Annotated in this window: 25 protein-coding genes; 1 reads left to right on the top strand and 24 read right to left on the bottom strand. The window is 47.7% G+C overall.

Features of this window, described 5'->3' with window-relative positions:
* Positions 1-61: 61 nt before the first annotated feature.
* From EAI83_RS07180 to EAI83_RS07075, 23 genes are all read right to left on the bottom strand, one after another.
* Positions 62-607 carry a DUF2284 domain-containing protein gene (locus tag EAI83_RS07180; RefSeq protein ID WP_015524841.1) on the bottom strand — a complete coding sequence of 182 codons (546 nt, stop codon included), beginning with the start codon at positions 605-607 and terminating at the stop codon, positions 62-64.
* On the bottom strand, positions 604-1,566 hold the full coding sequence (locus EAI83_RS07175) for a tRNA dihydrouridine synthase (RefSeq protein ID WP_129974885.1): 963 nt from the start codon (positions 1,564-1,566) through the stop codon (positions 604-606). Before EAI83_RS07175 ends, EAI83_RS07180 begins: the two co-directional genes overlap by 4 nt.
* Positions 1,563-2,354: an NYN domain-containing protein gene (locus EAI83_RS07170; RefSeq protein WP_022426781.1), complete on the bottom strand. Its 792-nt coding sequence runs from the start codon at positions 2,352-2,354 to the stop codon at positions 1,563-1,565. Before EAI83_RS07170 ends, EAI83_RS07175 begins: the two co-directional genes overlap by 4 nt.
* 44 nt (positions 2,355-2,398) lie before the next feature.
* Complete coding sequence (locus EAI83_RS07165; protein WP_129974924.1) at positions 2,399-3,619, bottom strand: L-cysteine desulfidase family protein; 1,221 nt, start codon at positions 3,617-3,619, stop codon at positions 2,399-2,401.
* Positions 3,620-3,696: 77 nt separating this feature from the next.
* Positions 3,697-4,674 carry an ABC transporter ATP-binding protein gene (locus EAI83_RS07160; RefSeq protein WP_129974883.1) on the bottom strand — a complete coding sequence of 326 codons (978 nt, stop codon included), beginning with the start codon at positions 4,672-4,674 and terminating at the stop codon, positions 3,697-3,699.
* Positions 4,671-5,630: an ABC transporter ATP-binding protein gene (locus EAI83_RS07155; RefSeq protein ID WP_022426783.1), complete on the bottom strand. Its 960-nt coding sequence runs from the start codon at positions 5,628-5,630 to the stop codon at positions 4,671-4,673. The genes EAI83_RS07160 and EAI83_RS07155 overlap by 4 nt, the downstream gene beginning before the upstream one ends.
* Before the next feature lie 15 nt (positions 5,631-5,645).
* Entirely contained in the window at positions 5,646-6,479 is an 834-nt protein-coding gene (locus tag EAI83_RS07150; protein ID WP_021650546.1) for an ABC transporter permease, read from the bottom strand.
* A gap of 13 nt (positions 6,480-6,492) precedes the next feature.
* Positions 6,493-7,443, bottom strand: a complete 951-nt coding sequence (locus tag EAI83_RS07145; protein WP_192926473.1) for an ABC transporter permease — start codon at positions 7,441-7,443, stop codon at positions 6,493-6,495.
* 99 nt (positions 7,444-7,542) lie between these two features.
* Positions 7,543-9,114 carry an ABC transporter substrate-binding protein gene (locus tag EAI83_RS07140; RefSeq protein WP_129974879.1) on the bottom strand — a complete coding sequence of 524 codons (1,572 nt, stop codon included), beginning with the start codon at positions 9,112-9,114 and terminating at the stop codon, positions 7,543-7,545.
* A 222-nt stretch (positions 9,115-9,336) separates the two neighbouring features.
* Positions 9,337-9,582, bottom strand: coding sequence for a hypothetical protein (locus EAI83_RS17750; RefSeq protein WP_330547772.1), 246 nt, complete (start codon positions 9,580-9,582; stop codon positions 9,337-9,339).
* A 17-nt stretch (positions 9,583-9,599) separates the two neighbouring features.
* On the bottom strand, positions 9,600-10,094 hold the full coding sequence (locus EAI83_RS07135) for an MATE family efflux transporter (RefSeq protein ID WP_330547771.1): 495 nt from the start codon (positions 10,092-10,094) through the stop codon (positions 9,600-9,602).
* Positions 10,094-10,381, bottom strand: a complete 288-nt coding sequence (groES, locus tag EAI83_RS07130; RefSeq protein ID WP_044960825.1) for a co-chaperone GroES — start codon at positions 10,379-10,381, stop codon at positions 10,094-10,096. The genes EAI83_RS07135 and groES overlap by 1 nt, the downstream gene beginning before the upstream one ends.
* A 115-nt stretch (positions 10,382-10,496) precedes the next feature.
* Positions 10,497-10,976 carry a 23S rRNA (pseudouridine(1915)-N(3))-methyltransferase RlmH gene (gene rlmH, locus EAI83_RS07125; protein ID WP_021650552.1) on the bottom strand — a complete coding sequence of 160 codons (480 nt, stop codon included), beginning with the start codon at positions 10,974-10,976 and terminating at the stop codon, positions 10,497-10,499.
* On the bottom strand, positions 10,973-13,720 hold the full coding sequence (locus EAI83_RS07120) for an FtsK/SpoIIIE family DNA translocase (RefSeq protein WP_129974878.1): 2,748 nt from the start codon (positions 13,718-13,720) through the stop codon (positions 10,973-10,975). The genes rlmH and EAI83_RS07120 overlap by 4 nt, the downstream gene beginning before the upstream one ends.
* Before the next feature lie 23 nt (positions 13,721-13,743).
* Entirely contained in the window at positions 13,744-14,619 is an 876-nt protein-coding gene (locus EAI83_RS07115; RefSeq protein WP_015524826.1) for an undecaprenyl-diphosphate phosphatase, read from the bottom strand.
* A gap of 180 nt (positions 14,620-14,799) precedes the next feature.
* Complete coding sequence (gene gltA, locus EAI83_RS07110; protein WP_021650554.1) at positions 14,800-16,194, bottom strand: NADPH-dependent glutamate synthase; 1,395 nt, start codon at positions 16,192-16,194, stop codon at positions 14,800-14,802.
* Positions 16,194-17,081: a sulfide/dihydroorotate dehydrogenase-like FAD/NAD-binding protein gene (locus EAI83_RS07105; protein WP_015524825.1), complete on the bottom strand. Its 888-nt coding sequence runs from the start codon at positions 17,079-17,081 to the stop codon at positions 16,194-16,196. Before EAI83_RS07105 ends, gltA begins: the two co-directional genes overlap by 1 nt.
* 165 nt (positions 17,082-17,246) lie before the next feature.
* Positions 17,247-17,960, bottom strand: coding sequence for a ClpP family protease (locus tag EAI83_RS07100; RefSeq protein ID WP_129974876.1), 714 nt, complete (start codon positions 17,958-17,960; stop codon positions 17,247-17,249).
* Positions 17,961-18,028: 68 nt separating this feature from the next.
* Positions 18,029-18,772 carry a YebC/PmpR family DNA-binding transcriptional regulator gene (locus tag EAI83_RS07095; protein ID WP_015524823.1) on the bottom strand — a complete coding sequence of 248 codons (744 nt, stop codon included), beginning with the start codon at positions 18,770-18,772 and terminating at the stop codon, positions 18,029-18,031.
* A 152-nt stretch (positions 18,773-18,924) separates the two neighbouring features.
* Entirely contained in the window at positions 18,925-19,272 is a 348-nt protein-coding gene (locus EAI83_RS07090) for a type II toxin-antitoxin system PemK/MazF family toxin (RefSeq protein WP_092069144.1), read from the bottom strand.
* 156 nt (positions 19,273-19,428) lie between these two features.
* Positions 19,429-20,598, bottom strand: a complete 1,170-nt coding sequence (alr, locus tag EAI83_RS07085) for an alanine racemase (protein WP_015524822.1) — start codon at positions 20,596-20,598, stop codon at positions 19,429-19,431.
* Positions 20,595-22,112, bottom strand: coding sequence for an NAD(P)H-hydrate dehydratase (locus tag EAI83_RS07080; RefSeq protein ID WP_129974874.1), 1,518 nt, complete (start codon positions 22,110-22,112; stop codon positions 20,595-20,597). The genes alr and EAI83_RS07080 overlap by 4 nt, the downstream gene beginning before the upstream one ends.
* A gap of 61 nt (positions 22,113-22,173) precedes the next feature.
* Positions 22,174-22,821 carry a redox-sensing transcriptional repressor Rex gene (locus EAI83_RS07075; protein ID WP_021650558.1) on the bottom strand — a complete coding sequence of 216 codons (648 nt, stop codon included), beginning with the start codon at positions 22,819-22,821 and terminating at the stop codon, positions 22,174-22,176.
* Positions 22,822-23,035: 214 nt separating this feature from the next.
* On the opposite strand from EAI83_RS07075, the gene EAI83_RS07070 reads away from it, so the two are divergent.
* The gene (locus tag EAI83_RS07070; protein ID WP_092069135.1) at positions 23,036-24,952 is read left to right on the top strand and encodes an ABC-F family ATP-binding cassette domain-containing protein; all 1,917 of its coding nucleotides are present in this window, start codon (positions 23,036-23,038) and stop codon (positions 24,950-24,952) included.
* A 30-nt stretch (positions 24,953-24,982) separates the two neighbouring features.
* Here the strand turns inward: EAI83_RS07070 and EAI83_RS07065 are convergent, their stop codons facing one another.
* On the bottom strand, positions 24,983-25,849 hold the full coding sequence (locus EAI83_RS07065) for a pyridoxamine kinase (protein WP_092069132.1): 867 nt from the start codon (positions 25,847-25,849) through the stop codon (positions 24,983-24,985).
* Positions 25,850-25,883: the final 34 nt, after the last annotated feature.

Below are 25,883 nucleotides of genomic sequence, written 5' to 3'. Positions count from 1 at the left end.
CATTAATCTATGCCGGAGGATTTCTTCTTATGTATCTTTCACTGTATCTGCTTTTTGTCTTTTATCTGCGGATCAGCACCATGGAAAACCAGAGAATGGTATTTCCACCCAGATTGTATTCCATAGCTTCCTTTTCTACGATCTCACTGACTACCACGCCATAGCTTTCCAGACATGGATGCATATGCTCCGGAAAACGGCATGGTTTTCCGTCCAGATAGGCACAGCGTTCACAGAAGTCACAGGATTCCGTGGAAAGCGTAAAGGTCTCATAGCCCTCTCCCTCCAGAAAATCACGTACCTTCTCTGTAAGCGCTTCGTGTTCCATTCTTGTGGAAAGCATCTCCTTCATGTTCATGATATCCGATACCTCCGCAACGCTGGAAAAGAAAACTGCTTTCGGATAGCTCCTGATCTTCTTTTCGCATTCTGACAGCTCTCCCACTGCCGGCGGACAGGCCCATGTGCTTCCATAACGTTCACATTCCTGTTTACAGATCGTACGCACACGAGACTGTACTTTAATATCCCCGGTATCCAGCACACGATACTCAAAAATGGGATACTGGGAAATAAACTCATCAAATTTTTCTTTTATACTGTTCATACCTTTAAGATCTCCTGTTCTCCAAAAAGGCTCATAACTGCTGCCTCATAGTCACCAAAATGCTGGGATTTTTTGATCTTTTTCAGATATCTGGCATAATTGGTAAAGCCCGGTGCCATATAACTCCACAATTCCTTCATGCGGAAAAGTACATTTCGTTCTCCCGAAAGATATTCCTGATAATCCCGGTAAAGACGGTCATGGAACTGCCGCAGCTTTTTTCGGTATTCTTCCCGGTGATCTTCTCCGTCTTCTTTTTGCATAATGGCATCCAGAAGATAGGGCCTTGCGATCAGGCCTCTTCCGTACATGACGCTGTCTGCATCCGGAAATTTCTCCCGGATTTCCTGATAAGCCTCCACCGAAAAAATATCCCCGTTATATCCCAGGGGAACCTTCAGCTTTTCCCTTGCCACCTCATACAGTCCATATCTGGGAACCCCCTTATAATGATCCTTCAGAAGGCGTGGATGGATGATCAGCTCCTTCAGCGGATATCTGCCGTAGATCTCAAGAAGCCGTTCCCAGTCTTCCTCATAATCCGTTCCCACTCTCGTTTTTATGGAGATCTCCATCCCGGTCTTTTCGAAGATCTCATCCAGAAAACGTTCCAGCTTATCCGGCTCGCCCAGGAAACCGGCACCCTTTCCCTTGGCTGTGACAGTTCCCGAGGGGCATCCCAGATTGAGATTCACTTCCCTGTGTCCGTATTCATCCCGGAAGATATGCGCTGTTTTCACAAAATCCTCCGCATTGTTGGTCAGGATCTGGGGGATCACCGGAAGATCTCCGTTGGTTTCCGGTGATACCTCTTTGATCTCCTTGCTGCTGAGACGTTTATTGGGCTTGGCAGTGATGAAGGGCGTAAAGTATTTATCCATGGGATAAAAACAGTCATGATATGCATTCCGGTAAACCCAGTTGGTTACGCCCTCCATAGGTGCCAGATAATTCTTCATTGTTTATCCTCCTTCATCCGGAAATAGATCTGCTTTCTCCCTCCGCTTCCTGTGGGGATCCTGCCTGTCTCATAATTTCCCAGAGATTTGATAAAGGGGGTCAGCTTGGAATATCCGTAATTACGCACATCAAAATCCGGAAGTCGTTTCCCAAGCTGATCGCCCAGCTGTCCGGAGGAAAGCCATCCCTCTTCGTCAGAAAATTTCTCGATGATGGCATTAATGGCCTTGCGCACCCGCTTGAGATCTTTGTTCTTCCTGGAGCCGGAGCTGCTCTGTTTGCTGCTGTTTCCGGATTTTTTAGCTTCTGCTGCAGTAGCCAGATCTTCCTTCTTCTCTTCCTCCTGCTGGTTGCGGTAGAGAAGATCCAGATATTTAAACTGGTTGCATGCGGAAATAAACGGCTTCGGCGTCTTCTCCTCACCCATACCCAGGACCAGCATTCCGGATTCCCGGAGCCTTGCTGCCAGACGGGTGAAATCACTGTCCGAAGAAACAATACAATATCCATCCACATTTCCGGAATACAGAATATCCATGGCATCAATGATCATCGCCGAATCGGTGGCGTTTTTTCCAGTGGTATAGCTGTACTGCTGGATAGGAATGATGGAATCCTCCAGAAGAACCTTTTTCCAGGAGGAAAGCCGTGCACTGGTCCAGTCTCCATAGATCCGTTTGTAGGTGGCTATGCCGATGTTTGCCACTTCATCCACGATGATCTTGATGTATTTGTCTGATACATTATCTGCATCGATCAGTATTGCAATTCTTAATTCGTTGTCCATAAATCCAACCTTTTCTGTTTAATCTGTGCCGTCTCCGATACGGATCAATGCTCCAGCATGATCTTGAGGATCTCTCTGTCTGTTTCCTTCATACCGTCTTTTCCGATCTGACCCACACAGCTGATGGTCTCTGCGGTTTCTTCCTGGAGAATTCCTGTATAAGGTGCATAAGACTGCCCGTTCATGGCAAGATGATGCGCCAGGAAGGCTGCGTCAAGACAGGCTGCGATCTTGGCAGCACAGGAAATCTTGGCCCCATCACAGATGATTCCCGGAATATTGGCAAGGGTATTCTCGATCGTTTTTTTGATCAGGGAAATATCTCCGCCTACCATATAGGTAATGGCAGCTCCGGCTGCACAGGAGGCCGATACCGCACCGCAGAAGGCAGACAGCTTCCCTATATATTGCTTCTGATAAACTGTGAGGAGATTGGAAAACACCAGGGCCCTGTAGAGGCTGTAATCCGGCAGCTCCATCTCTCTTGCATAGACGATCAGCGGAACAGAGCACGCAATTCCCTGATTTCCGCTTCCGGAATTGATAACAACCGGCATATCACAGCCACCCATACGTGCCTCAGAAGCTGCTGCGGTAAGACTTCTCATTCTGGTGAGCATATCGTGAGAATAATTTTCACGGATCACGCGTCCGATACCCAGGCCGTATTTTCCGGTCATTCCCTCATGAGCAATGGCCATATTGCTTCTGATCTGCGCATCCAGAAGCTCCTTTACATCGGAAAGCTCTACGGTATCTGCAAATTCCCGAATATCCTCCAGATTTAACAGGCCACGGTCCGTCTCTTCCTTTTCTTCCACTGCTTTATCTACATCAAGGAGGATCTCTCCGTTTTTGCTGATCCTGGTCACGTTGATATGGTCGTATTTGATCTCCAGGCTGACGGCATCTTCACCGGCATACATTTCGATGATAATGTGAAGGACTACCGGCGTGTCCAGAAGCTCCACCTTACAGATATCTGCCTCCAGAAGTTCCCGGCAGCGTGCCCTGCCCTTTTCATCGACTTTGGAAAGAACTTCCATATTCAGTGAGGCATCTCCTGCCACCGCCCCAAGGATCACACCTGCAGGAATCCCCTTTAAGCCTCCTGAATTGGGAATGATCACACAACGCACATTTTTGATGATATTTCCGGAACATTTTGCTACGATACGCTCCGGCTCTTTCCCAAGGACCTCTCTTGCTCTTGCCGCACCATAGGCCAGAGCGATCGGTTCTGTACATCCCATAGCCGGGATCATCTCCTCACGGAGGATCGCCAGATAGTTTTTATATATATTTTTGTCCACTTTTTTATTTACCTTCCCGTATTTTATGATTATTTCTTTTCCTGATATTTATGACATGCTACCATATGTCCCGGCTCCACCTGACGAAGTGCCGGGGTTTCCTGCCTGCAGCGTTCCTCACACCACGGACAGCGGTTATGGAAGCGACAGCCCCCGATAGATCTGGACTGTACTCCGGTATCCGTAACGATCTGATCCAGAGTTTTGGCTCTCGGGTCAGGAACCGGAATCGAGGAAATCAGCATTTTTGTATAAGGATGCAGCGGATTGGAATAGAGCTTATCTGCATCTGCGATCTCCATGAGATTTCCAAGATAAAGCACCCCGATCTCATCACAGATCTTCTGGACCACCTGCAGCTGATGGCTGATGAACAGATAGGTCAGCCCGTATTTTTCCTGAAGATCCTGAAGCATCTGGACGATCTGGGCCTGCAGGGAAACATCCAGTGCAGAAATGGGCTCATCACAGACTACAAATTCCGGCTGTACGGAAAGTGCTCTTGCAATGGAAATCCTCTGACGCTGTCCGCCGGAAAACTCATGAGGATACTTCAGAAGATCCTGCTCTTTAAGGCCAACCACGCGGATCAGTTCTTTTGCACGCTCCTTACGTTCTTTCTGCGTGTACATTTTATGGATTGCCATAGGCTCACAGATGATATCCTGCACTGTATGGCTTGGGTCCAGAGAGGAATAGGGATCCTGAAAAACGGACTGCATTTTTTTGCGGTATGGAAGCAGTTCTTTTTCACCCATGGCTCCGATCTCTGTTCCTTCATAAAAAATCTCACCGCCTGTGGGTTTATGATAACGTAGGATTGCCTTTCCGATGGTAGATTTTCCGCTTCCGGATTCTCCTACCAGACCGAAGGTTTTCCCCTTTTCAATCGAAAAGCTTACCTGATCCACAGCCTTCAGTATGCCCGGCTTAAAGGACAGAAGCTTCGGAGATTTCTGTTTAAAATATACTTTCAGATCTTTTACTTCAATTAAGGGCTTGCTCATCTCTTCTCCTCCCTTCTGTGACAGAATATCCTGTGTCCCTCTGAAGCCTCATAATATTTCGGAAGACAGGCTTCACAGGTTTTGTCCGCATATTTACAACGATTCAGGAAGGGACACAGATCACCGTTTCCGTCCGAAAGATCTCTCTCCAGAAACTGTTCAAAGGTACCTCCCACCCGCGGCATGCTTGCGATCAGTGCCTGTGTATAGGGATGTCCCGGATGAAGAAAGATTTCTTCTACAGTTCCTTCTTCCACCACGTAGCCACCACACATGACAGCTACCCGTTTACAGGTCTGCGCTACAACGCCCAGATCATGGGTGATCAGGATGATGCTCATATTGTTTTTTTTCTGAAGTTCCAGAAGCAGATGAAGGATCTGCGCCTGGATCGTAACGTCCAGGGCTGTGGTGGGCTCATCTGCGATCAGGATCTTCGGGTCACTGCTCATGGCCATGGCGATCATCACACGCTGGCGCATACCGCCGGAAAGCTCGTGGGGATAGCTGTTCATAGCCTTTTCCGGGTCTGTGATGCCAACGGCTGTGAGAAGCTCCAGCACCCGGGCCTTTGCTTCTTTTTTGTTCATATTGGTATGGCGCCGGATCAGCTCTACCATCTTATTACCAACAGTGTAAACCGGATTCAGTGCGGAAAGAGAATCCTGAAAGATCATGGCGATCTCACCACCGCGGATCTCACGGAGCTCTGCTTCATTTTTCTTCAGGATATCTTCTCCCCGGAACAGGATCTCACCACCCATGATCTTACAGTTGGATGGTCCGAGACGGAGAATGGATTTGGTGGTTACGCTCTTTCCGCTTCCGGACTCTCCTACGATCCCGAAAAAATCCCCCTCACCGATGGCAAAGCCTGCACCTTTTACTGCCTGTGTCTCTCCAAGGTCTGTAAAGAAAGACACCTTCAGATCTTTTACTTCCAGTAATTTTTCCATATGTAAATGTCCTCCTTACTTGGGCTCGAATACTTTTCTTAATACTTCTCCCAGATAATTGAAGCTGACGACCGTGATCAGGATCAGGATTCCGGGGAAAATAGCCAGATACGGTGCCTGCTGGATATAGCGCTGTGCATTGCTCAACATACTTCCCCAGGAAGCCGTAGGCGGCTGGATACCCAGGCCGAAAAAGCTCAGTGCAGATTCCATCAGGATGGCATTGGCAATGTTCATGGTTGCAGCCACGATAATGGTAGGCATGATGTTAGGCAGGATATGATGTACAATGGTGGAGAATTTCTTCTGTCCGGAGATCTTTGCATAGATGACATACTCTCTCTCGTTCAGGGAAATGGTCTCGCCACGGACGATCCTGGCAATGTTCATCCAGGTCAGAAAGCCGATGATCAGGACAATGTTCTGAAGTCCCGGTTTCAGGAAGGCATTCATAACGATCATGATCAGGAATGTCGGAAGGCTCATCAGCGCATCCACCAGACGCATCAGCACCGCATCCACCGTTCCTCCCACAAAACCGCTGATGGAACCGATGATCACACCAAGGGCTGTCGAAAGCACCATGGAAAGGAAGCCCACCAGAAGGGATGCTCTTCCTCCGTAAATACAGCGAGCCAGATAATCCCGTCCCATATCATCCGTACCGAAAAGGTGTGCCATGGATGGAGCATTCAGTCGCTCTGTGGCGCTGATGGCATTGGGATCTACCGGATACAAAAAGGCAAAAATGGAGATCAGTGCCAGCAGGATGATCGCTGCTGCACCTACCACTGCAAGTTTATTTGTCTTAAAACCAAGTTTGATATTTTTCCAGATATTTTCTCTCATGTCCCTTTACCTCCTAACATCCTGCTTTGCGGATCCTCGGATCAAAGACAGCATACAGGATATCTGCCAGAAGATTTCCGAGCACCACGAGAAGCGCGGTAAACATGGTGATTCCCATGATCAGGGGATAATCATACTGCATAACAGCGGTCACTGCCAGCTGACCGATTCCCGGCCATGCAAAAACCTGCTCGGTGATAATGGCACCGGAAACCAGAGACTGCAGGCTCATTCCGAGAACTGTGATCATAGGAAGCATGGCATTTTTCAGTACATGCCGGAAAAGGATTCCAGACTCTTTCATTCCGTAAGCCTTCTGCACCATAACATAATCGGAGGACATTTCCGTAATGGTACTGCTTCTTAAATACCGGATGTACTGTGACGCATTTGCAAAGGTCAGAACTGCGCAGGGCATGACCATATGCAGGATCAGATCTCCTAAGGAACAGTTGCCGTCTGAATGCATACCGATACTTGGCAGGATATGGAGATGCACACTGAAGAGATAGATCAGCATGATACCGAACCAGAACGTAGGAATGGAGATACCTACATAACAGAACATGCTGGTGATCTTATCCAGAACACCATTTTTATTCTTTCCGGAATACAGGCCCAGTACAATGGCAATGAGAAAACCAAGCAGCATGCTGGTTCCCATTAGGATCACGGTTGCGGGAAGCCTCTCCAGCATCTGTGTCAGGACCGGTCGGTTATTCATCAGGGAATTTCCGAAATTCCCGTGAAGGATCCTTCCCAGCCACAGAAAGTACTGCTCATAGACAGGCTTTGTAAGTCCCAGGCTTTCTCTCAGGTTCTGGATATATTCTTCACTCATATTTGGTTCCACATAAGTCAGGACAGGATCTCCGGGCGCTGCTTTTGTCAGTGCAAAGCAGAGAACAGAGACAATAAACAGTGTCAGAATACACTGTATCAGACGGTTTACGATCTTCTTCAAAATGTACCTCCTTTATTTTCCCCGAAAACAGGAAATCGGCTGGCGCAAAAAACGCGTCAGCCTCTTTCTGTTTCCGGTATTCATCCGCTATAAAATTATTTATTTCTCCAATGTGTAAATCTTGGAATAATCATAATAAATAGTTTTTAACAGACATTCATCAAAGCCTCCGAAATCTTTACTTACCGCATAGAAACCATTGGAATAAGCGATCGGATAGATATACATGTTATCATTGATCGTATTCTGGATCTCCTTATAAATCTCGCCACGTTTTGTCTCATCTGCAGTGCTGTTGCCATCTTCCCACAATGCATCCAGATCTGTATCCTTGATCCTGGAATAGTTGGAACGGCTGTCGGAAGAACTCATGTCTGCATAAAGGCTCGGCTCTTCTCCCAGAGTGTAGAAGCTCAGTACCAGATCATAATCTGTGCACTCCGTATCCTTTGTCTTATTCTTGAAGGTAGACTCATCTGTAGGAAGAAGATTGATGGTGATTCCTACATTGGCAAGGGCAGACTGTACATACAGAGCTTCACTCTCCATTGTCTTATCTGTGGAGATATACATCAGGTTCAGAGAAAGACTTGTCTTTCCTGCTTCGGAAAGGAGCTCCTGTGCTTTAGCCGGATCATTGTCGTAGGTATTGTCCGGTTTTGTATAGTAGAGTGTATCCGGTGTAAAAATAGAATCTGCAGGCTCTGCATAATCCTCGGAAAGGAAAGCAAACTGACAGAACTCCTCTTTATTCAGTGCGTATGCGATCGCCTGACGTACCTTTACATCCTGAAGATCTTCGTTCAGCTCATTCATGAACATGGCGTTGACACGTCCGGAATTATAGGTATTGATGTTTACGTTATCGTAAGCACTGACGGTATCGTAATCATCTGCGCTGATCAGACGTGCATCCAGATCTCCGCTTGCAAGTGCCGCATTGGCGGAGCTGGAATCCTTTACGATCTTGAAGGTGATGGAATCCAGATTTACATCATCAAAATAGTCATCGAATTTTGTTACTTTATAATACTCTCCGGATTTGTATTCCTCGAACTTAAAAGGACCACTTCCCACCGGTTCATTGTTGAGATCACTTTCTCCGATATTCTCCACGCCGTCATAAATATGCTTCGGAATACAGTAAACCTGGCTCAGTCCGCCAAGAAATCCTGCGGAAGATGATCCAAGGGAAATCTTGACTGTAAGGTCATCAACCTTCTCTGCCTCTACTGCCTTGTCATTAACGTATCCGTAAGAAGAATACGGAACATTCTGCTTCTCATCTACCAGCACCTGCATGGTGAATACCACATCATCGGCTGTGATCGGCTGACCGTCATGCCATTTCAGTCCGTCTTTGAGCTTCAGTGTGAATTCGCTGGCATCATCATTGGCTGTTACACTTTCGCAAAGTCCGTTTCCGTAATACATCTCTCCGTTCACGATCTCAAAAAACGGGCTGTACAGTGCCTGCATCATATCGAAGCTTGTCTGATCCACAACATAAAGCGGATTGATGTTCTGCGGATCTGCTGTTTCTGCAATGGTAATATTTCCGCCTTCCGCCTTGGTTCCTTCTGTTTCTGCTGCAAAAACAGTCATTCCTGACATAACAGTTGTTCCTGCCACTGCAGCTGCCAAAAGCGCTGCCAGTACTTTTTTTCTCATTTCCTGTTCCTCCTGTGTTTCAGTGAGTATTCCTCTTTTCCCACCAGTTTAATATGATATAGGCAAGATAATACTATACCATATTACCTTTGTCAAGCTGTCCCTAGCTCTTCAGAGATTTTTTTACTGCATTTCGTTAAAGCTTGTATTTATTCTACATACAGATCACACAGGCGTCAAGATAAATTTTCTGTATCTTGCCTCTGATCTATATATATTTCCTTAATTCGTCATATTTTTGATCCAGTGTCCGTAATTGCACTTCAAAAATGCAGGCACGCATTTAAAGATCTGATCTGCATTCAGGCAGCATACCACCACTGCCGGAGATGCCTTGACCACAAATGCCATAAACATGGACAGAGGGATCACGATCCCCCAGGTACTGATCAGGTCCACCTTCATGGAATAGGCAATGCTTCCGCTTCCCCGGATGATACCACCGTTTGTCGGCATCTGATAGGACATTCCCACCATTACTACACTTAAGTCATTACCGAAAGCCCGAAGGCAACCCCTGCAATTTCCACACAGCGCAGTGTAGCAAACAGGATCTGCGTCACTGCAAAGAAAAAGTAAGTAAACCGGATGATCGCCAGATAGGAAAGACCGGCTTCAATAATCGCCTGGTCTGTTGTAAAAAGCCCCAGCAGCTGTGTTGGAAAAAGACTGGCCAGGATAAACAGCACAAGGGCAATAAAAAAGCCTGTGCGCATGGCCCAGGCACCGATCTTCCTTACCGGCTCTGTCTCTTTCTTTCCCCAGTACTGACTTCCGAATATGACAAGTCCGTCTCCCAGAGCCATAAGCAGCTGCTGAAAGACGAACTGTACCTGGTTTACGGTGGTCACACCGGATAATGCAGTTTCGCTGAAGGCTCCAAACATAATGTTGTCCGCAAAATTGACACTTAAGGTCACTACATTCTGCAGCACCAGCATGGAGCATAATTTCAGAAAATTACGATAAAAATTCTTCATCAGTCTTTTACGATGGCAATGATATCATCTGCGTTGATCACCAGATATTTCTCACCCTCATATTTGATCTCGGTTCCTGTGTATTTTCCGTAGATCACACGGTCGCCCGGCTTTACCTGTACCGGTACTTCTTTACCGTCTACGACCTTACCGCCACCTACTGCGATAACCTCTGCCTGCTGGGTTTTCTCCTTGGAGCTGTCCGGAAGTACGATGCCGGATGCGGTTTTGTCTTCTGTCTCAAAATATTTTACGATAACTCTGTCTGCAACTGGTTTTAATGCCATATTCATTTCCTTCTTTCTGTGATTATTAGCACTCTTAAGCTCCGAGTGCTACTCTTTTTTTATCATACTACATATCCGAAAATTGTCAAGATATTTGCGGATATGTAGTATGATATTATTTATGATAGGGCTCTCCGCTGATGATACGATAGCTGCGGTAGATCTGTTCCAGAAGGATCACACGCATCAGCTGATGAGGAAATGTCATCTTCGAAAAGCTTAAAGCATAGTCTGATCTCTTCAGTACTTCTTTTCCAAGACCGATAGAGCCGCCGATCACAAACTGGATATGGCTGGTCCCACGTATTCCCAGCTCGTTGATCTTCCGTGCGAAGTTCTCAGAGGTCAGCTGTTCGCCTCCGATCTCCAGAGTGATCACAAACGCATCATCCCGGATATATTTAAGAAGACGCTCCCCTTCCTTGTTCCGAATGGCATCTTCTACTGTTTCGCTGGCATTATCCGGTGTTTTTTCGTCGGACACTTCTATGATCTCCAGCTTGCAGTAACGCCCGAGGCGCTTGGAATACTCCGCAATGGCATCCCGCAGATATTTTTCCTTGATCTTCCCTACTGTCAGGATACTTATTTTCATCCGCCGTTCTCCTCCAGATAATTCTCAAATTCTTCTGCTGACATCAAAACCTTCCTTGGCTTGGTTCCTTCCTCCGGACCTACCACTCCTGCGTCACAAAGCTGATCCATGATCCTTGCCGCACGGTTAAATCCGATCTTGAACATACGCTGAAGCATACCGATGGAGGCCTTTTCCTTCTCAATGATAAATTTACCGGCTTCTGTAAAATAGACATCTCTGTCACCGCCGCCGGCTCCTCCCGGGACACCGGCTGTATTGACCTGCTTCTCGATGGAGGTATCATAAACAGCACCCTGATTTTTGTCAGAAACATATTCTACGACTGCACTGACCTCCTCATCGGAAACAAAAGCACCCTGCAGTCTGGCCGGCTTCTGATACCCCTGAGGATAAAACAGCATATCGCCCTTGCCAAGAAGTTTCTCGGCACCGTTCATATCCAGGATCGTCCTGGAATCCACGCCGGAGGATACGGAAAATGCGATCCTGGACGGCATATTGGCCTTGATCAGACCTGTGATGACATTGACCGATGGCCTCTGGGTAGCAATGATCAGATGGATACCTGCTGCACGTGCCAGCTGGGCCAGACGGCAGATCGCATCCTCAACTTCTCCCGGCGCAACCATCATAAGATCCGCAAGCTCGTCCACGATGATCACGATCTGCGGCATCTTCTCAGGTGCCTTTTCTCCCTCCGGGACCCGCATATTGGCAACCTTTTTGTTATATTCTCCAAGATTACGTACCCCATATTCCGCAAAGGCATTGTAACGACTGGTCATCTCGGAAACAGCCCAGTTCAGCGCACCGGCCGCTTTCTTCGGATCTGTGACCACCGGAATGAACAGGTGCGGGATCCCGTTATATACACTGAGCTCCACCACCTTCGGATCGATCATGATCAGACGCACCTCATCTGGTGTAGCCTTATAAAGGATGCTGATGATCAGCGTATTGATGCAGACGGATTTTCCGGAGCCGGTTGCTCCGGCGATAAGAAGATGCGGCATCTTGGCAATATCTGCCACTACCGGTTTTCCGGCAATATCCTTACCTGCTGCAAAGGACAGCTTGGATTTCGCATTTTTAAACTCCTCTGACTGAAGAAGATCCCGCAGCATGACCGGGCTGTTCTCCTTGTTCGGAACCTCGATCCCCACGGCTGCCTTTCCCGGTATCGGTGCTTCGATGCGGATATCCGGTGTAGCAAGATTCAGCTTGATATCATCGGAAAGACCAACGATCTTGCTGACCTTCACACCCATTTCCGGCTGCAGCTCATAGCGGGTAACGGTAGGTCCGCAGCTCACATTGGTAACGGTTACATTGACGCCGAAATTATGCAGGGTTTCCTGAAGCTTCTGCGCTGTTTTGCGCAGATGTGCATCGGAATCTCCCTGAGATCTGCCATCTCCGCGCTTCAGAAGCTTCAGCGGCGGATACTGATATGGTTTCTTCTCCGGAGCTTCTCCCTGGCTGATCTCATGCTGGATATTTCTGATCCCATGCTCGATCTCTGTCTGAGATGACTTCGGGTTTCTGGAGGGCTGATGGGATGCCTTCTGTTCAGCTTCCGGCCGAGGATCCTCCTTTATCTCAGCAGGAACGGCTGCCTTTCCTGTTTCCCGGGAAGCTTTTGCTGCTGTCTCAGTTTTTGCCGGCAGGATCTGCTGCATCTCGGGAATATCTACATCCTCATAGCCGGCATAAACATCCTCCTCTTCGACTTCCTGCATTTCTCTTTCGAAATCCGGCTCCTCCGACTCTTCCCGGGCCGGCTGCGGCTGTGAACGGTGGATCTGGAATTCAAGCGGCTGAGCATGCTCCTCCGGTTTCTCATCAAGCCCTGGATCCTCTTCTGTCAGATCTGTATCTGCCGGAAGTACAGCCTTTTGTTCATCAAGGAAAGAAGGAAGATTAAATTCTCCTTCCCGGTTCGCCTTCACCGCAGCCTGTCTTTCTTTCTGCGATCTTCTTGTTTTTTTCTTTTGTTTTTTTGAGATATTTTCCGAATCTTTCTCTGTAAGGGCAAGTTCTTCTTCCTCCAGCTCTTCTTCCAGCCGGCGGATCTTCTCCGCTCTTTTTTCCGCACGGATCTTTCTGCGAAGCTCCTTCTGCTTTTCTCTGTCCGGCTGTCCCTCAAGATAAGCTTCTCTGCCCTCTCTTGCTGCATCTGTAAAAAAGTCCAGGATCTTATTCATAAATCCGAAGAAGGATCTCTGTGTTATGATGATGAGAGACACAAGAAGCACCAGAACGATGATCACAGTTCCGCCCACAACGCCAAAAGCGGATGCTGTGGAAATACATACTGCACCACCGAATACTCCACCACCGGTACGGTATTCCGAACTCAGTGAATAATAATCCGAAAACGTGGTACTTGGCGTATAGCCCTCTGTGATCAGCTGAAGAAAGCCGCAGAGGAACACAAAAAATACCACGCCCGCCAGTACCTTTTTGTAGGCAAGGCGGTTGGTATTGTTCACGATCAGGAACGTAACTCCGGCAAAAAGCAGGATCGGGAAAATATATGCACAAAGTCCCATGATGCCAAAGCATACGGCACTGATGGCATTTCCTACGATCCCTCCCATACCAAATGCACTGATCATCAGGATCAGGCAGGCCGCAAACATCACAAGGATCAGAATCTCTGTCTGAAAGCGGTTACCGACAGGCTGCTGCTTCGCCGCAGGTTTTCTTTTTCTTTTTTTTGTCGTTTTTGAAGCTGCCATTGTCAGACTCCTCCCAGTTGATATCAAATATAATTCGCTGCCAGAATAAGGATTCCGGCTGCAAAAGAATAAAATGCAAAATAACGCAGTCTGACCTGATTCGAAAGCTTAAGCATAAAACGGATCACCAGATAGCCTGTGATCCCGGCCACGATCATTCCAAGAACATAAGTAAATCCCTGGCCAACAGTCATATGAACAGAAGTGAACTCTCCCATCTCCACAAAAAAAGCTCCCACCACAGCCGGAATGCTCATCAGCAGCGAATATTTCACTGCAAACTTCCGTCCGAGGCCGCAGAAAAGTCCTGCGCTCATGGTAAGTCCAAGCCTGGAAAGTCCCGGAAACACAGAAAGACCCTGGCAGATACCCATCCACATAGCATCTCCGAAGCTGGTTTCTTTTGTTCCCTTGCTGCCATTGACATTACTGTAGTCCACAACAAGGAGGATCACACCTGTAAGAAGGATTCCGATCCCGGAAAACATGTGTGAGGATGCGCTTCGCACAACAAGTCGTTTGCACTGATATCCGATCAGGACTGTAGGAATAGTGGATACCATGATCAGGGCAGTAAGCTTCCGGTAAGTTCCGCTTATGATCTTTGCGTAGGTAAGCTCTTTCCCAGTCCTACGGTTATAGAGAAAAATATTGGCATTTCCGATCAGATCCAGTATCATTCCGATCAGCTCGATCCCGATCTTCTTGATGTCCTTCAGAAAAACAAGGATCAGAGCTATCATAGTTCCCAGATGGAGCATCACTTCAAAAAGCACACCGGAGCCTCTGGTACCGCCCAAAAGATCCTGCACTCCACAGAGATGTCCGAAGCTGCTCACCGGCAGAAATTCGGTGATTCCCTGAATGATTCCCAATATAATCGCATGTATCACTGACATAATGATATTTCCTTTTCTTAAATTTTTTCCAACACATTATAGCATAACTGAGTAAAACTTACAATCTTCACTTGGCAAAAGTTTCAAACAAATGTTCTTTTTTTGATCTGCAAGAAAAAAAATCCTCCGGCTGCATCAGAAAACACAGTCGGAGGATCTGTTTATAAACAGACTTTCTGCTTATTTATTTTTCAGATATTCGTCGATACCTTTTGCACCAGCTTTACCTGCACCCATGGCAAGGATTACGGTAGCTGCACCTGTAACGGCATCACCACCGGCATATACGCCGTCCTTGGATGTCTTACCGGTTTCTTCCTCGGCAACGATACATCTTCTCTTGTTGATGTCAAGGCCCTTGGTTGTGGAAGAGATCAGCGGGTTCGGTGAAGTACCAAGAGACATGATGACAGTATCTACATCCATATCATACTCGGAACCAGGAATCTCTACCGGACGTCTTCTTCCGGATGCATCCGGCTCACCAAGCTCCATCTTGACAACCTTCATACCGTTTACGTGGCCGTTCTCATCAACGAGGATCTCCTTCGGATTTGTAAGAAGATCAAAGATGATGCCCTCTTCCTTAGCGTGATGAACTTCCTCTGCTCGTGCAGGAAGCTCTGCCTCACTTCTTCTGTATACGATATGTACCTCAGCACCAAGTCTCAGCGCTGTTCTTGCAGCATCCATGGCAACGTTACCACCGCCGACAACTGCAACCTTTTTGCCTGCTGCGATCGGTGTATCATAGGAATCATCGAATGCTTTCATGAGGTTGCTTCTTGTCAGGTACTCGTTTGCAGAGAATACACCGCTTGCATTCTCACCCGGGATACCCATGAACATCGGAAGTCCTGCACCGGAACCGATGAATACAGCCTCAAATCCCTCATCCTCGATCAGCTGATCGATGGTAGTGGATTTACCGATGACAACGTTTGTCTCGAATTTAACGCCAAGCTCTTTGACCTTCTCGATCTCTTTCTTAACAACCTTCTGCTTCGGAAGACGGAACTCCGGAATACCGTAAACAAGAACACCGCCAAGCTCATGAAGAGCCTCGAATACAGTTACATCGTATCCTGCCTTTGCAAGGTCACCTGCACAGGTAAGTCCGGATGGACCGGAACCGATCACTGCAACCTTATGTCCGTTCTTAACCTCTGCTCCTGCAGGTTTGATATCATGCTCCAGAGCATAGTCTGCAACGAATCTCTCCAGCTTACCGATAGAAACAGCCTCGCCCTTCTTACCGCGGATACACTGTCCCTCACACTGGGATTCCTGCGGACATACACGACCACAGATAGCCGGAAGTGCGGAAGATAAACCGATCACCTTGTAAGCCTCTTCCATGTTGCCTTCTTTGATGTGCTCGATAAATCCCGGAATATTGATGGATACCGGACATCCCTCTACACATTTCGGTTTCTTACAGCCAAGACATCTCTGTGCCTCTTCCATTGCTTCTTCCTGATTATATCCAAGACATACTTCCTCGAAGTTTGTCGCACGTACCTTCGGATCCTGCTCTCTTACAGGAACTTTTTTTAACATTTTTGCATCTGCCATTAGTTGTCACCTCCGCAATGTCCGCATCCACCGTGGTGGGTATCGCCTTCCTGAAGCTTCAGTAATGCACGGCCCTCCTGGGTCTTATACATCTGGCTTCTCTTCATAGCCTGATCGAAATCAACGAGATGTCCGTCGAACTCCGGTCCGTCTACGCAGGCAAATTTGATCTCATCACCGACCTGGAGACGACAAGCGCCGCACATACCGGTTCCGTCAACCATGATCGGGTTCATGCTGACAATTGTGTGGATACCAAGCTTCTTGGTAAGAAGACAGACAAATTTCATCATGATCATCGGTCCGATCGCTACACAGACATCATAATGCTTGCCCTCGTTTGTCACAAGATCCTCAAGAGTCTTTGTTACCATACCGGAACGGCCATAGGAACCGTCATCTGTTGTAACATAAAGATTGGAAACAGCGCCAAGCTCTTTCTCAAGGATAACCATATCCTTAGTCTTGGAACCAAGGATAACATCCGCTGTGATGCCGTGCTCATGGAGCCATTTAACCTGCGGATAAACAGGTGCGGTACCGACACCACCGGCTACGAATACCATTTTTTTCTTCTTAAGTTCTTCGATATCCTCATGGACGAACTCAGACGGACATCCCAGAGGTCCTACGAAATCACGGAATGAATCTCCCGCCTTCAGTGCGGACATCTTAATGGTAGATGCTCCGATCTCCTGGAATACGATAGTAACTGTACCGGCCTCGCGATCGTAATCGCAGATGGTAAGCGGGATCCTCTCTCCCTTTTCGTCAAGTTTCACAATGATAAATTGTCCTGGCAGACAGTGGCTTGCCACACGTGGTGCATGCACAACCATAAGATGGATCTTAGCTGCCAGCGTTTCAGCTTTTAAAACCTTATACATGGTCTTCCTCCTCGCGCAAATTATAAACCTTTATTAATAATACGCTAAAAATCAGCATATGACAAGAGTAGATTTACAATTTCTGTCAAAATTCTTTACCACAGCACAGCGCAACCATGTTAGTCTTATACAACTAGCATCATCAAAAGCCACATACAAAACTGGTTATTTCTGTGTTTTTTTCCTTTCGATAAGGGTATACAATCGGTCCAGTGCCTCCCGGATCCCTCCTACTTCATCGATGAGTCCTTCCTTTACCGCTTCCTCACCCTCCAGCATAGTTCCCACATCTTTTACAAGCTGGGAGGTATCCAGCATCAGCTCCTCCATCCGTTCTGCCGTGATATGTGAATGTCCGGATACAAAGGCAATGATCCGGTCCTGGATCTTTTCCATATTGCGGTAGGACTGCGCTACGCCGATGAACATTCCGTTCTGGCGCACCGGATGGACCACCATGGTAGCACTTGGCACGATAAAGGAATAATCTGCTGATACCGCCATGGGTACACCTATGGAATGTCCCCCGCCCAGCACCAGGGAAACCGTAGGGATACTCAGAGACGCGATCATCTCCGCAATGGCAAGCCCTGCTTCCACATCTCCTCCTACCGTATTTAAAAGGATCAGAAGCCCCTCGATCTCCTCATCGTCCTCAATGAGAGCCAGCTTTGGCAGTACATGCTCATACTTGGTTGTTTTGCTGTGAGACGGCGCGGATTCATGACCTTCGATTTCCCCGATCACCGTCAGAAGTTCCACTTTATGCTTCCGGGAATTTCCATCGAGCACTGCCTGCCCGGTTTCCCGGATCTGTTCGTTCTGGCTCGCTTCCCGGTCCAGTTCCTTCTGTTTTCCCTCTTCGCTCTTTTTTTCCATAAAAAAATACCTCCGGAATCTGAAATTCTGGAGGTATTATATGCAAAATATTACTTTCTATTCAGAGATCATTCGTCCCAGTTTGTCCATACGTCAGTAACGTCGTCGTCATCATCAAGAAGATCCAGTGTTCTGTGAAGATCTTTGATAGCCTGATCATCCGTCAGCTCCACATAGGTCTGCGGGATCATGGCGATCTGTGCTTCTACAAGCGGGATTCCGGCTTTCTCAAGAGCCTCACGTACAGCACTGAAATCGTCCGGTGCTGTGATGATCTCAAAGCTGTCCTCTTCCTCGTTGAAGTCCTCAGCACCTGCATCCAGAGCTGTCATCATCAGCTCGTCCGCATCCATCTCGCCGCACTCATCCTCAAGCTCTTCCTTATCGATGATGATCTGGCCCTTCTGGTCGAACATAAAGGATACGCATCCCTGTGTTCCGATGCTTCCGTTACCCTTGGTAAACGCGTTACGTACATTACCTGCAGTACGGTTCTTGTTATCTGTAAGAGTCTCTACGATAATAGCAACACCGTTCGGACCATATCCCTCATATACAGCCTTCTCGTAGCTGTCTGCAGAATCCGCACCTGCTGCCTTCTTGATTCCACGATCGATCGTATCGTTCGGCATGTTGTTTGCTTTTGCTTTTGCGATGACATCACGAAGCTTGCTGTTGTTTGCAGGATCCGGGCCGCCGGCCTTTACTGCCATAACGATCTCACGGCCGATGACTGTGAAGATCTTACCCTTCTTGGCATCATTTTTCTCTTTCTTATGTTTGATGTTGGCAAATTTTGAATGTCCTGACATGGTATTTTCCTCTCCTTGTTACCGTATATTTTCTTTCGTGCCCTGCTCATTTGGGTACCGTTTTACATAATTGCAACTCGGTTTAATATAGCACTTATGAAAGATTTCGTCAAGAATCAGAAAACAAACCGGTCAAAATTCCTCATGTTCCCCTAAAAAGTCAGTTCCAGACTGATCTCAAGCGCATGATTCACCTTATCAAGCATAGCACCGTCCAGATGACACACCTTATCCTTCAGACGCCGCTTGTCGATGGTGCGGAGCTGTTCCAGAAGGATCACGGAATCCTTTTCGATCCCGTAGGCGGATGCATCGATCTCAATATGTGTCGGCAGCTTTGCCTTATTCATTTTTGATGTAATTGCCGCACAGATCACTGTAGGGCTGTGACGGTTGCCCACATCGTTCTGGATGATCAGCACCGGACGGATGCCGCCCTGTTCACTGCCCACTACAGGTCTTAAGTCCGCGTAAAAAATATCCCCTCTTTTTATAACCACACAATTCACACTCCGATTCTGGTCCGGCTTATTTGCAAGCCGTATTCCTTTTTACAGATAAGTATTTCCACAATTTCTTTGTGTATACCATGCGTGGTACTTTTTTACCGGCCTTATGTCTGACCCGGCGTTTTCCGGATCCGGGTATTTACGGATCTACTGGAAAAAGCTCTCCTCTTCTCCGCATTCCTTACCGTCTTTGATATAAACCCGCGGAACACGTTTACTGATCCCGCAGACAAATTCATAGGAAAATCTTCCGGAAAGATCTCCCAGTGTCTCCACACTGATAAATTCCTCTCCATCTCTTCCCATCAGGGTGACCTCGTCCCCGGCCTTCACCTCCGGGATATCTGTGACATCAACCATAAACTGATCCATGCAGACACGTCCGAGGATCGGAGCTTTTTTGCCCCGGATCAGGACCCAGCCCTTATTGGAAAGCTGTCTCGGATAGCCATCTGCATAACCTACGGGGATCGTTGCCATTCTGGTAAAGCGTTCTGTAACAAACGTTCCTCCATAGCTTACCGCTGTTCCACGTTCCACATTTTTCACATAGGATACATGACTTTTCAGCTCCATTGCAGGTGTCAGCTTCACAATATCACGTTCTACCTCCTCTGACGGATAAATACCGTAAATGGTGATACCGGCACGAACGACATTGAGATTTGCTTCCGGAACACGGATGATACCTGCACTGTTGGAGCAGTGACGTACCGGAATATGAACACCTCTTTTTTCCAGAAGCTCTGCAAAACGGAGATAACGGTCCAGCTGCACCAGTGCAGGAGAACGGTCGGTCTCATCCGCCCTGGCAAAATGGGTAAACATTCCCTCGATCACCAGATTCGGGATTTTTGAGATTTTTTCGATCTTTACCGCATTTTCCGGAATATCCGCATATCCGATCCTTGTCATTCCCGTATCCAGAGCCAGATGAATATGTACATTTTTTCCAATGCGTGCACCTGCTTTTGCATATTCTGCCGCTGTATTAAGATCCGATATGGTGATCCGGATATCATTGGCTGCAAGCTCTTCATAATATTCCTCAAATACAAGGCCAAGGATCAGGACAGGCTTGGTGATCCCTGCATGCCGAAGCTCCAGTGCCTCCTCTGCAGTAGCTGTTGCAAATCCCCAGATATAGTCATAGTCCTGGATCAGACGGGCAATAGCTCTGGCACCATGACCATAACCGTCTGCCTTGATCACAGCGATGATCTTTGTCCCTTCTTTGACATTTTTATGCATTTCCTCAAAATTGTGGGCAATGGCATCCAGTGATACCAGTGCTTTTACTCTCTCGTATTTTTTCATAATCCCGACTCCTCTTCACCTATAGCTAATGCCTTGGGCAGATATTCTATGATATCTCCTGCCAGCATACTGCGCTTTCCTTTTTCAGCGGCTGCAAGATCACCGCAAAGTCCGTGAAGATAAACACCTAACGCGGCCTTTAAAACCATGGGAGGCTGTTCCTCCGTTTTCAGATACATACATAACACTGCTGCCAGGATCCCGGAAAGCACATCTCCGCTTCCTGCAGTTGCCATTCCGGAATTACCGGAAAGATTCAGATACATCTGGCCTTTTTCATCTGCGATCACCGTACATGCATCCTTCAATACGCACACAGAGCCTGTTTCCGCAGCACATTTCAGTGCAGTATCTGCGATCTCATGCTGGATCTCCTGGATCGTTCTGCCACTGAGCCGGCTCATTTCTCCGATATGCGGTGTCAGGACTACATGCTCTCCCAGATACTGATACCACTGTGGATGTGCAGCCAGAAGGTTCAGGCCGTCCGCATCCAGGATCAGCGGCTTTTTCTCCCGGGCAGCCGCCGTGAGAAACCACTGTTCTCTCTCACGGCTGGCCACTGATGTTCCAAGTCCCGGTCCGATCACGATCACATCACACCAGGATAGAAGCTGTTCATTGGATTCCTGATCAAAGCGGCTGCAGACCATAGCCTCCGGAAGGAGTATCTGCAGTGGGATCCTGTTGGCTTCCACAGTCTGGATCTTTACCATTCCCGCACCGGCACGAAGTGCTGCACTGGCGCTTAAATAAGCGGCTCCGCACATTCCCTCACTTCCGGTCACAAAGAGCACTTTTCCGAAGGTACCCTTGTTTCCGCCGGGATCACGTTCCGGAAACAGCTTCAGATCTTTATTTTCCAGACAGGCGGCAGATGCAGTCACAGCTTCCTGCTCATAGATCCCGATATCGGCGGTAACGATCCTTCCTGCATACAGTCTTCCCGGATAAAAGCAAAGACCTCTTTTCCGGTAGGCAAATGTGACAGTCAGATCGGCGCTGAAGGCAATTCCCATTTCCAGGCCAGTATCTCCGTTCACTCCTGACGGGATGTCAACTGCGATCTTTTTGGCCCTCGCACTGTTCATCTCATGGATGATATCAGCATAATGCCCCTCGATCGGACGCGTCAGGCCTACCCCAAACACGGCATCTACTATAGTAGTATATTCACTCCACTGCGGGTTATTCACCTCCGGGACACGATAACCGGAAGCGATCTTATACTGAAGAGCGGTCTCGCTGGTCATTTTATCTTTGTTTCCGACCATATAAAACTCTACCCGGATCCCCTTCAGATGGAACAATCTGGCAACAGCGATACCGTCACCGCCATTATTTCCGCTTCCGCAGACTACCAGGATCCTTTCGTCCTTCTGGAGATACTTTTCTGTTTCCTCTACCACCTTCAGTGCTGCCCGCTCCATCAGAACCTCGGAGGGAACTCCGATCTCACGGATCGTTGTGGAGTCCAGATCCTTCATTTCTTTGCAGGTAACAAGCTTCTTCATTCTGTCTTCTGCCTCCCCTCTGTCATAGAGAAAGCTGCCGTTTCCGGCAGCTTAACAATTCTTACTTATCCACATGTTCCTGCCTGTATTTGCTGAGATTATAAGACAGTGTCATCAGACTCTCGGAAAGATGAACGTTCTCTACGATCACATCATCCGGTGTCTCAAGATCGAGATGTGCAAAATTCCAGATTGCCTTGATCCCGTTCTCCACCAGGATATCTGCCATTTCCTTGGCTTTATTCTTGGGAAGTGTCAGAATCGCGATCTCCACGTTATTCTCTCTCAGGAAAAACGGAAGCTCACTGAGCATCTGGATCTCAAGTCCACGGACTGCGATGCCCTCAAGCACAGGATTTACGTCAAAGATACCAACCAGCCTGAAGCCACGCTTCTCAAAATCCACATAATTGGCAAGTGCCTGTCCCAGATTACCGGCACCCAGAATGATCATCGGATGAACGGTATCCAGTCCCAGGATCTTACCGATCTCTGTATAAAGATAGTGTACATTATAACCATACCCCTGCTGCCCAAAACCGCCAAAATTATTAAGATCCTGACGGATCTGAGAAGCTGTGGTATGCATCTTCTTACTTAATTCATTGGAAGAAATACGTTCTACATTATCTTCCATCAGCTCTCCTAAGTAGCGGTAATAGCGTGGCAGACGCTTAATCACCGCTTTCGAGATTTGTTTTGTCTCCACGATAGTTTTCCTCCTTACCTTACACTAGGTTAATTATAACGAATTGACATTTTCCTGTCAATTAAAGTTGTCTATTCTGTACAAATTTCTTTTTATTTTTTCTAATAATTGATTTTTTCTTTGAAATCCCGGCAGTTTCCGTTATAATAGGTGGAGGATTTTTCCCTGTTCAGACATAAACAGGGGTGATTCTTTATACAGGAGGACAGTTTTTATGATTTTATCATGTCAGAATATATGCAAGGCCTTTGGCGAAAAAGTAATTTTAAATGATGCATCCTTTCACATTGAAGACCGTGAAAAGGCTGCTCTGATCGGCTGCAACGGTGCAGGAAAGACCACACTGCTGCGTATCATCATGCAGGAGCTTTCTGCTGATTCCGGTACCGTGGTGCTTGCCCGGGATAAAAATATCGGCTATCTTGCCCAGTACCAGGATATCCACGGACATCATACCATCTACGAGGAGCTTCTTACCACCAAGCAGCACATCATCGATATGGAACGCCGTATCCGCAATATGGAACAGGAAATGAACACGGTGACCGGTGATGAGCTGAACCGTCTGATGGAAACCTATACCCGCCTGACCCATCAGTTTGAGCTGGAGAACGGATACGCTTACAAAAGTGAGCTGACCGGTGTCTTAAAGGGTCTCGGCTTCACGGAGGAAGATTATGACAAGCAGATCGAAACTCTTTCCGGCGGTCAGAAAACCCGTGTGGCGCTGGGCAAGATGCTTCTTTCCAAGCCGGATATCCTGCTTCTGGATGAGCCAACCAATCACCTGGATATGGAAAGCATCTCCTGGCTGGAAACTTATCTTCTGAATTATCCGGGAGCTGTTTTTATCGTCTCCCATGACCGTTATTTTCTGGATAAGGTGGTCACCAAGGTCATTGAGATCGAAGCCGGACAGACCCGCGTATACAGCGGCAACTACTCTGCCTATGCTCTCAAGAAGGCTCAGCTTCGTGACGCACAGTACAAGGCATACTTAAATCAGCAGCGGGATATCAAGCATCAGGAAGCCGTTATCGCCAAGCTGAAATCCTTTAACCGTGAAAAATCCATCAAGCGTGCGGAAAGCCGTGAAAAAATGCTGGACCGTGTACAGAGGATCGAAAAGCCTCTTGAGCTCCAGGACCGGATGCGTATCTCGCTGGAACCACGGGTGTTAAGCGGAAACGATGTGCTCCACGTGGAAGCGCTTTCCAAGGCCTTTCCGGGACAGACCCTGTTCTCCGATATCTCCTTTGATATCAAACGCGGCGAGCGTGTGGCACTGATCGGAAACAACGGAACCGGAAAGACCACCATGCTGAAGATCATCAACGGTCTTATTGAGGCAGATGCCGGCAAATTTTCCCTTGGTTCCAAGGTGCAGATCGGTTATTACGATCAGGAACATCATGTTCTGCACATGGACAAAACAATTTTCCAGGAGATCTCCGATACTTATCCGACTCTCACAGAGACTGAGATCCGAAATATGCTTGCTGCATTTCTCTTTACCGGAGATGATGTTTTCAAGGAGATCTCCGCACTTTCCGGTGGAGAAAGAGGCCGTGTTTCCCTTGCAAAGCTGATGCTTTCCGAAGCCAACTTTCTGATCCTTGACGAGCCTACCAACCATCTGGATATTGCCTCCAAGGAGATCCTGGAGGAAGCACTGGTCAGCTACACCGGTACAGTCCTTTATGTATCCCATGACCGTTACTTTATCAATCAGACTGCGACCAGGATCATGGAGCTGACAAACCAGGCAGTGGTAAATTACATCGGTGATTATGATTACTATCTGGAAAAGAAGGAGGAGCTGACCAGTACCTATGCACCGGGAAGCACTTCTCCGGAGGCACCTGCAGAAGAAAAAGCGGTTTCCGAGAACAAGCTTTCCTGGCAGCAGATGAAGGAAGAACAGGCAAAGAAACGAAAACGGGAAGCCGAGCTGAAAAAAGTCGAAGCCCGTATCGAAGAGCTGGAAACAAGAGACAGCGAGATTGACGAAACCATGGTCCTTCCGGATGTCTGTACCAATGTAGCGGAATGTACAAAGCTAAGCCGCGAAAAAGCAGCCATCGCTGAAGAACTGGAAGAGCTTTATGAAAAATGGGAAGAGCTGGCCTGACGGTCAGCTCTTTTTTATCCCCTTATGTTTTTATGGAAGCAGCATGCCGAGATGCTGTTCAAAGCATACGCCATCGTTACGGTCTGTTCCTTCCTCCACCGCATCCCGGATCGATGCCGAGATAAAGTCCACGGCCAGCTCTGCACAGGTTTTCATGGAATATCTTTTTACCAGCCCTGCACTGAGCACGGATGCAAAAAGATCTCCTGTCCCGGAATAGCTTCCGCCGGATTTCTCTGCAAATACCCAGGAGCTGTTTCCGTTTTCCAGGACAAGATTTCCCATTTTCAGAGACTGCCCCTCCTCCCTGTGATCCACTCCGGTGATCACAACGGCAGGAAGTGAAAATTTCCGGGCAAGTCCGCACCCGATCTCCCGGATCTCTTCCATCCGCCGGGCCTCTGATGCCTTTTGCAGTTCCTTCCAGATCTCCTCCATTTTTTCTTTTCCGTAGAGAAGAAGGAGGGCTTCCGTAAGGTTCGGTGTGATCACATAGGAACGACGTGTCAGTTCGCAGAACCGGCTGCGAAGCTCTTCTGTATAGATCGGATAAACCGCGCCGTCATCCCCCATCACCGGATCTGTAAGGATCAGAGTATCCTTCCCTGCAAACGCATCCATAAATTTCAGAATCCTGTCTGCCTGCTTATCATCAGAAAGAAATCCAGTATAGATCCCATCCGGGAAAAATCCTCTTTTTTTCCACTGCTCCATATATGGTTCCATATGCTCTGTGAAATCCTCACAGAAATAACTTTCATAACCGGTCTGGTTGCTTAAAACAGCGGTGGGAAGTGGACACGCCTGGACCCCCATCACCGAAATCACCGGGATCGCTGCTGTCAGTGAACATTTCCCCAGCCCGGAAAGATCATTGATCACTGCTATTTTTTTCATGGTAATTCTCCAGTCTTGAGTTTTTTTCTGTAAT

The organism is Blautia sp. aa_0143 (assembly GCF_004167315.1).
GTDB lineage: Bacteria > Bacillota > Clostridia > Lachnospirales > Lachnospiraceae > Blautia_A > Blautia_A fusiformis.
Note: the sequence above shows the minus strand (reverse complement) of the source record. Positions and strands in the feature narration are given on the sequence as shown.

Coding starts and splice junctions, on each gene's coding strand:
- EAI83_RS07180 (WP_015524841.1), bottom strand. CDS start 607: ATGAACAGTATAAAAGAAAAATTTGATGAGTTTATTTCCCAGTATCCC.
- EAI83_RS07175 (WP_129974885.1), bottom strand. CDS start 1,566: ATGAAGAATTATCTGGCACCTATGGAGGGCGTAACCAACTGGGTTTAC.
- EAI83_RS07170 (WP_022426781.1), bottom strand. CDS start 2,354: ATGGACAACGAATTAAGAATTGCAATACTGATCGATGCAGATAATGTA.
- EAI83_RS07165 (WP_129974924.1), bottom strand. CDS start 3,619: ATGATCCCGGCTATGGGATGTACAGAACCGATCGCTCTGGCCTATGGT.
- EAI83_RS07160 (WP_129974883.1), bottom strand. CDS start 4,674: ATGAGCAAGCCCTTAATTGAAGTAAAAGATCTGAAAGTATATTTTAAA.
- EAI83_RS07155 (WP_022426783.1), bottom strand. CDS start 5,630: ATGGAAAAATTACTGGAAGTAAAAGATCTGAAGGTGTCTTTCTTTACA.
- EAI83_RS07150 (WP_021650546.1), bottom strand. CDS start 6,479: ATGAGAGAAAATATCTGGAAAAATATCAAACTTGGTTTTAAGACAAAT.
- EAI83_RS07140 (WP_129974879.1), bottom strand. CDS start 9,114: ATGAGAAAAAAAGTACTGGCAGCGCTTTTGGCAGCTGCAGTGGCAGGA.
- EAI83_RS17750 (WP_330547772.1), bottom strand. CDS start 9,582: ATGTCCTATCAGATGCCGACAAACGGTGGTATCATCCGGGGAAGCGGA.
- EAI83_RS07135 (WP_330547771.1), bottom strand. CDS start 10,094: ATGAAGAATTTTTATCGTAATTTTCTGAAATTATGCTCCATGCTGGTG.
- groES (WP_044960825.1), bottom strand. CDS start 10,381: ATGGCATTAAAACCAGTTGCAGACAGAGTTATCGTAAAATATTTTGAG.
- rlmH (WP_021650552.1), bottom strand. CDS start 10,976: ATGAAAATAAGTATCCTGACAGTAGGGAAGATCAAGGAAAAATATCTG.
- EAI83_RS07120 (WP_129974878.1), bottom strand. CDS start 13,720: ATGGCAGCTTCAAAAACGACAAAAAAAAGAAAAAGAAAACCTGCGGCG.
- EAI83_RS07115 (WP_015524826.1), bottom strand. CDS start 14,619: ATGTCAGTGATACATGCGATTATATTGGGAATCATTCAGGGAATCACC.
- gltA (WP_021650554.1), bottom strand. CDS start 16,194: ATGGCAGATGCAAAAATGTTAAAAAAAGTTCCTGTAAGAGAGCAGGAT.
- EAI83_RS07105 (WP_015524825.1), bottom strand. CDS start 17,081: ATGTATAAGGTTTTAAAAGCTGAAACGCTGGCAGCTAAGATCCATCTT.
- EAI83_RS07100 (WP_129974876.1), bottom strand. CDS start 17,960: ATGGAAAAAAAGAGCGAAGAGGGAAAACAGAAGGAACTGGACCGGGAA.
- EAI83_RS07095 (WP_015524823.1), bottom strand. CDS start 18,772: ATGTCAGGACATTCAAAATTTGCCAACATCAAACATAAGAAAGAGAAA.
- alr (WP_015524822.1), bottom strand. CDS start 20,598: ATGAAAAAATACGAGAGAGTAAAAGCACTGGTATCACTGGATGCCATT.
- EAI83_RS07080 (WP_129974874.1), bottom strand. CDS start 22,112: ATGAAGAAGCTTGTTACCTGCAAAGAAATGAAGGATCTGGACTCCACA.
- EAI83_RS07070 (WP_092069135.1), top strand. CDS start 23,036: ATGATTTTATCATGTCAGAATATATGCAAGGCCTTTGGCGAAAAAGTA.
- EAI83_RS07065 (WP_092069132.1), bottom strand. CDS start 25,849: ATGAAAAAAATAGCAGTGATCAATGATCTTTCCGGGCTGGGGAAATGT.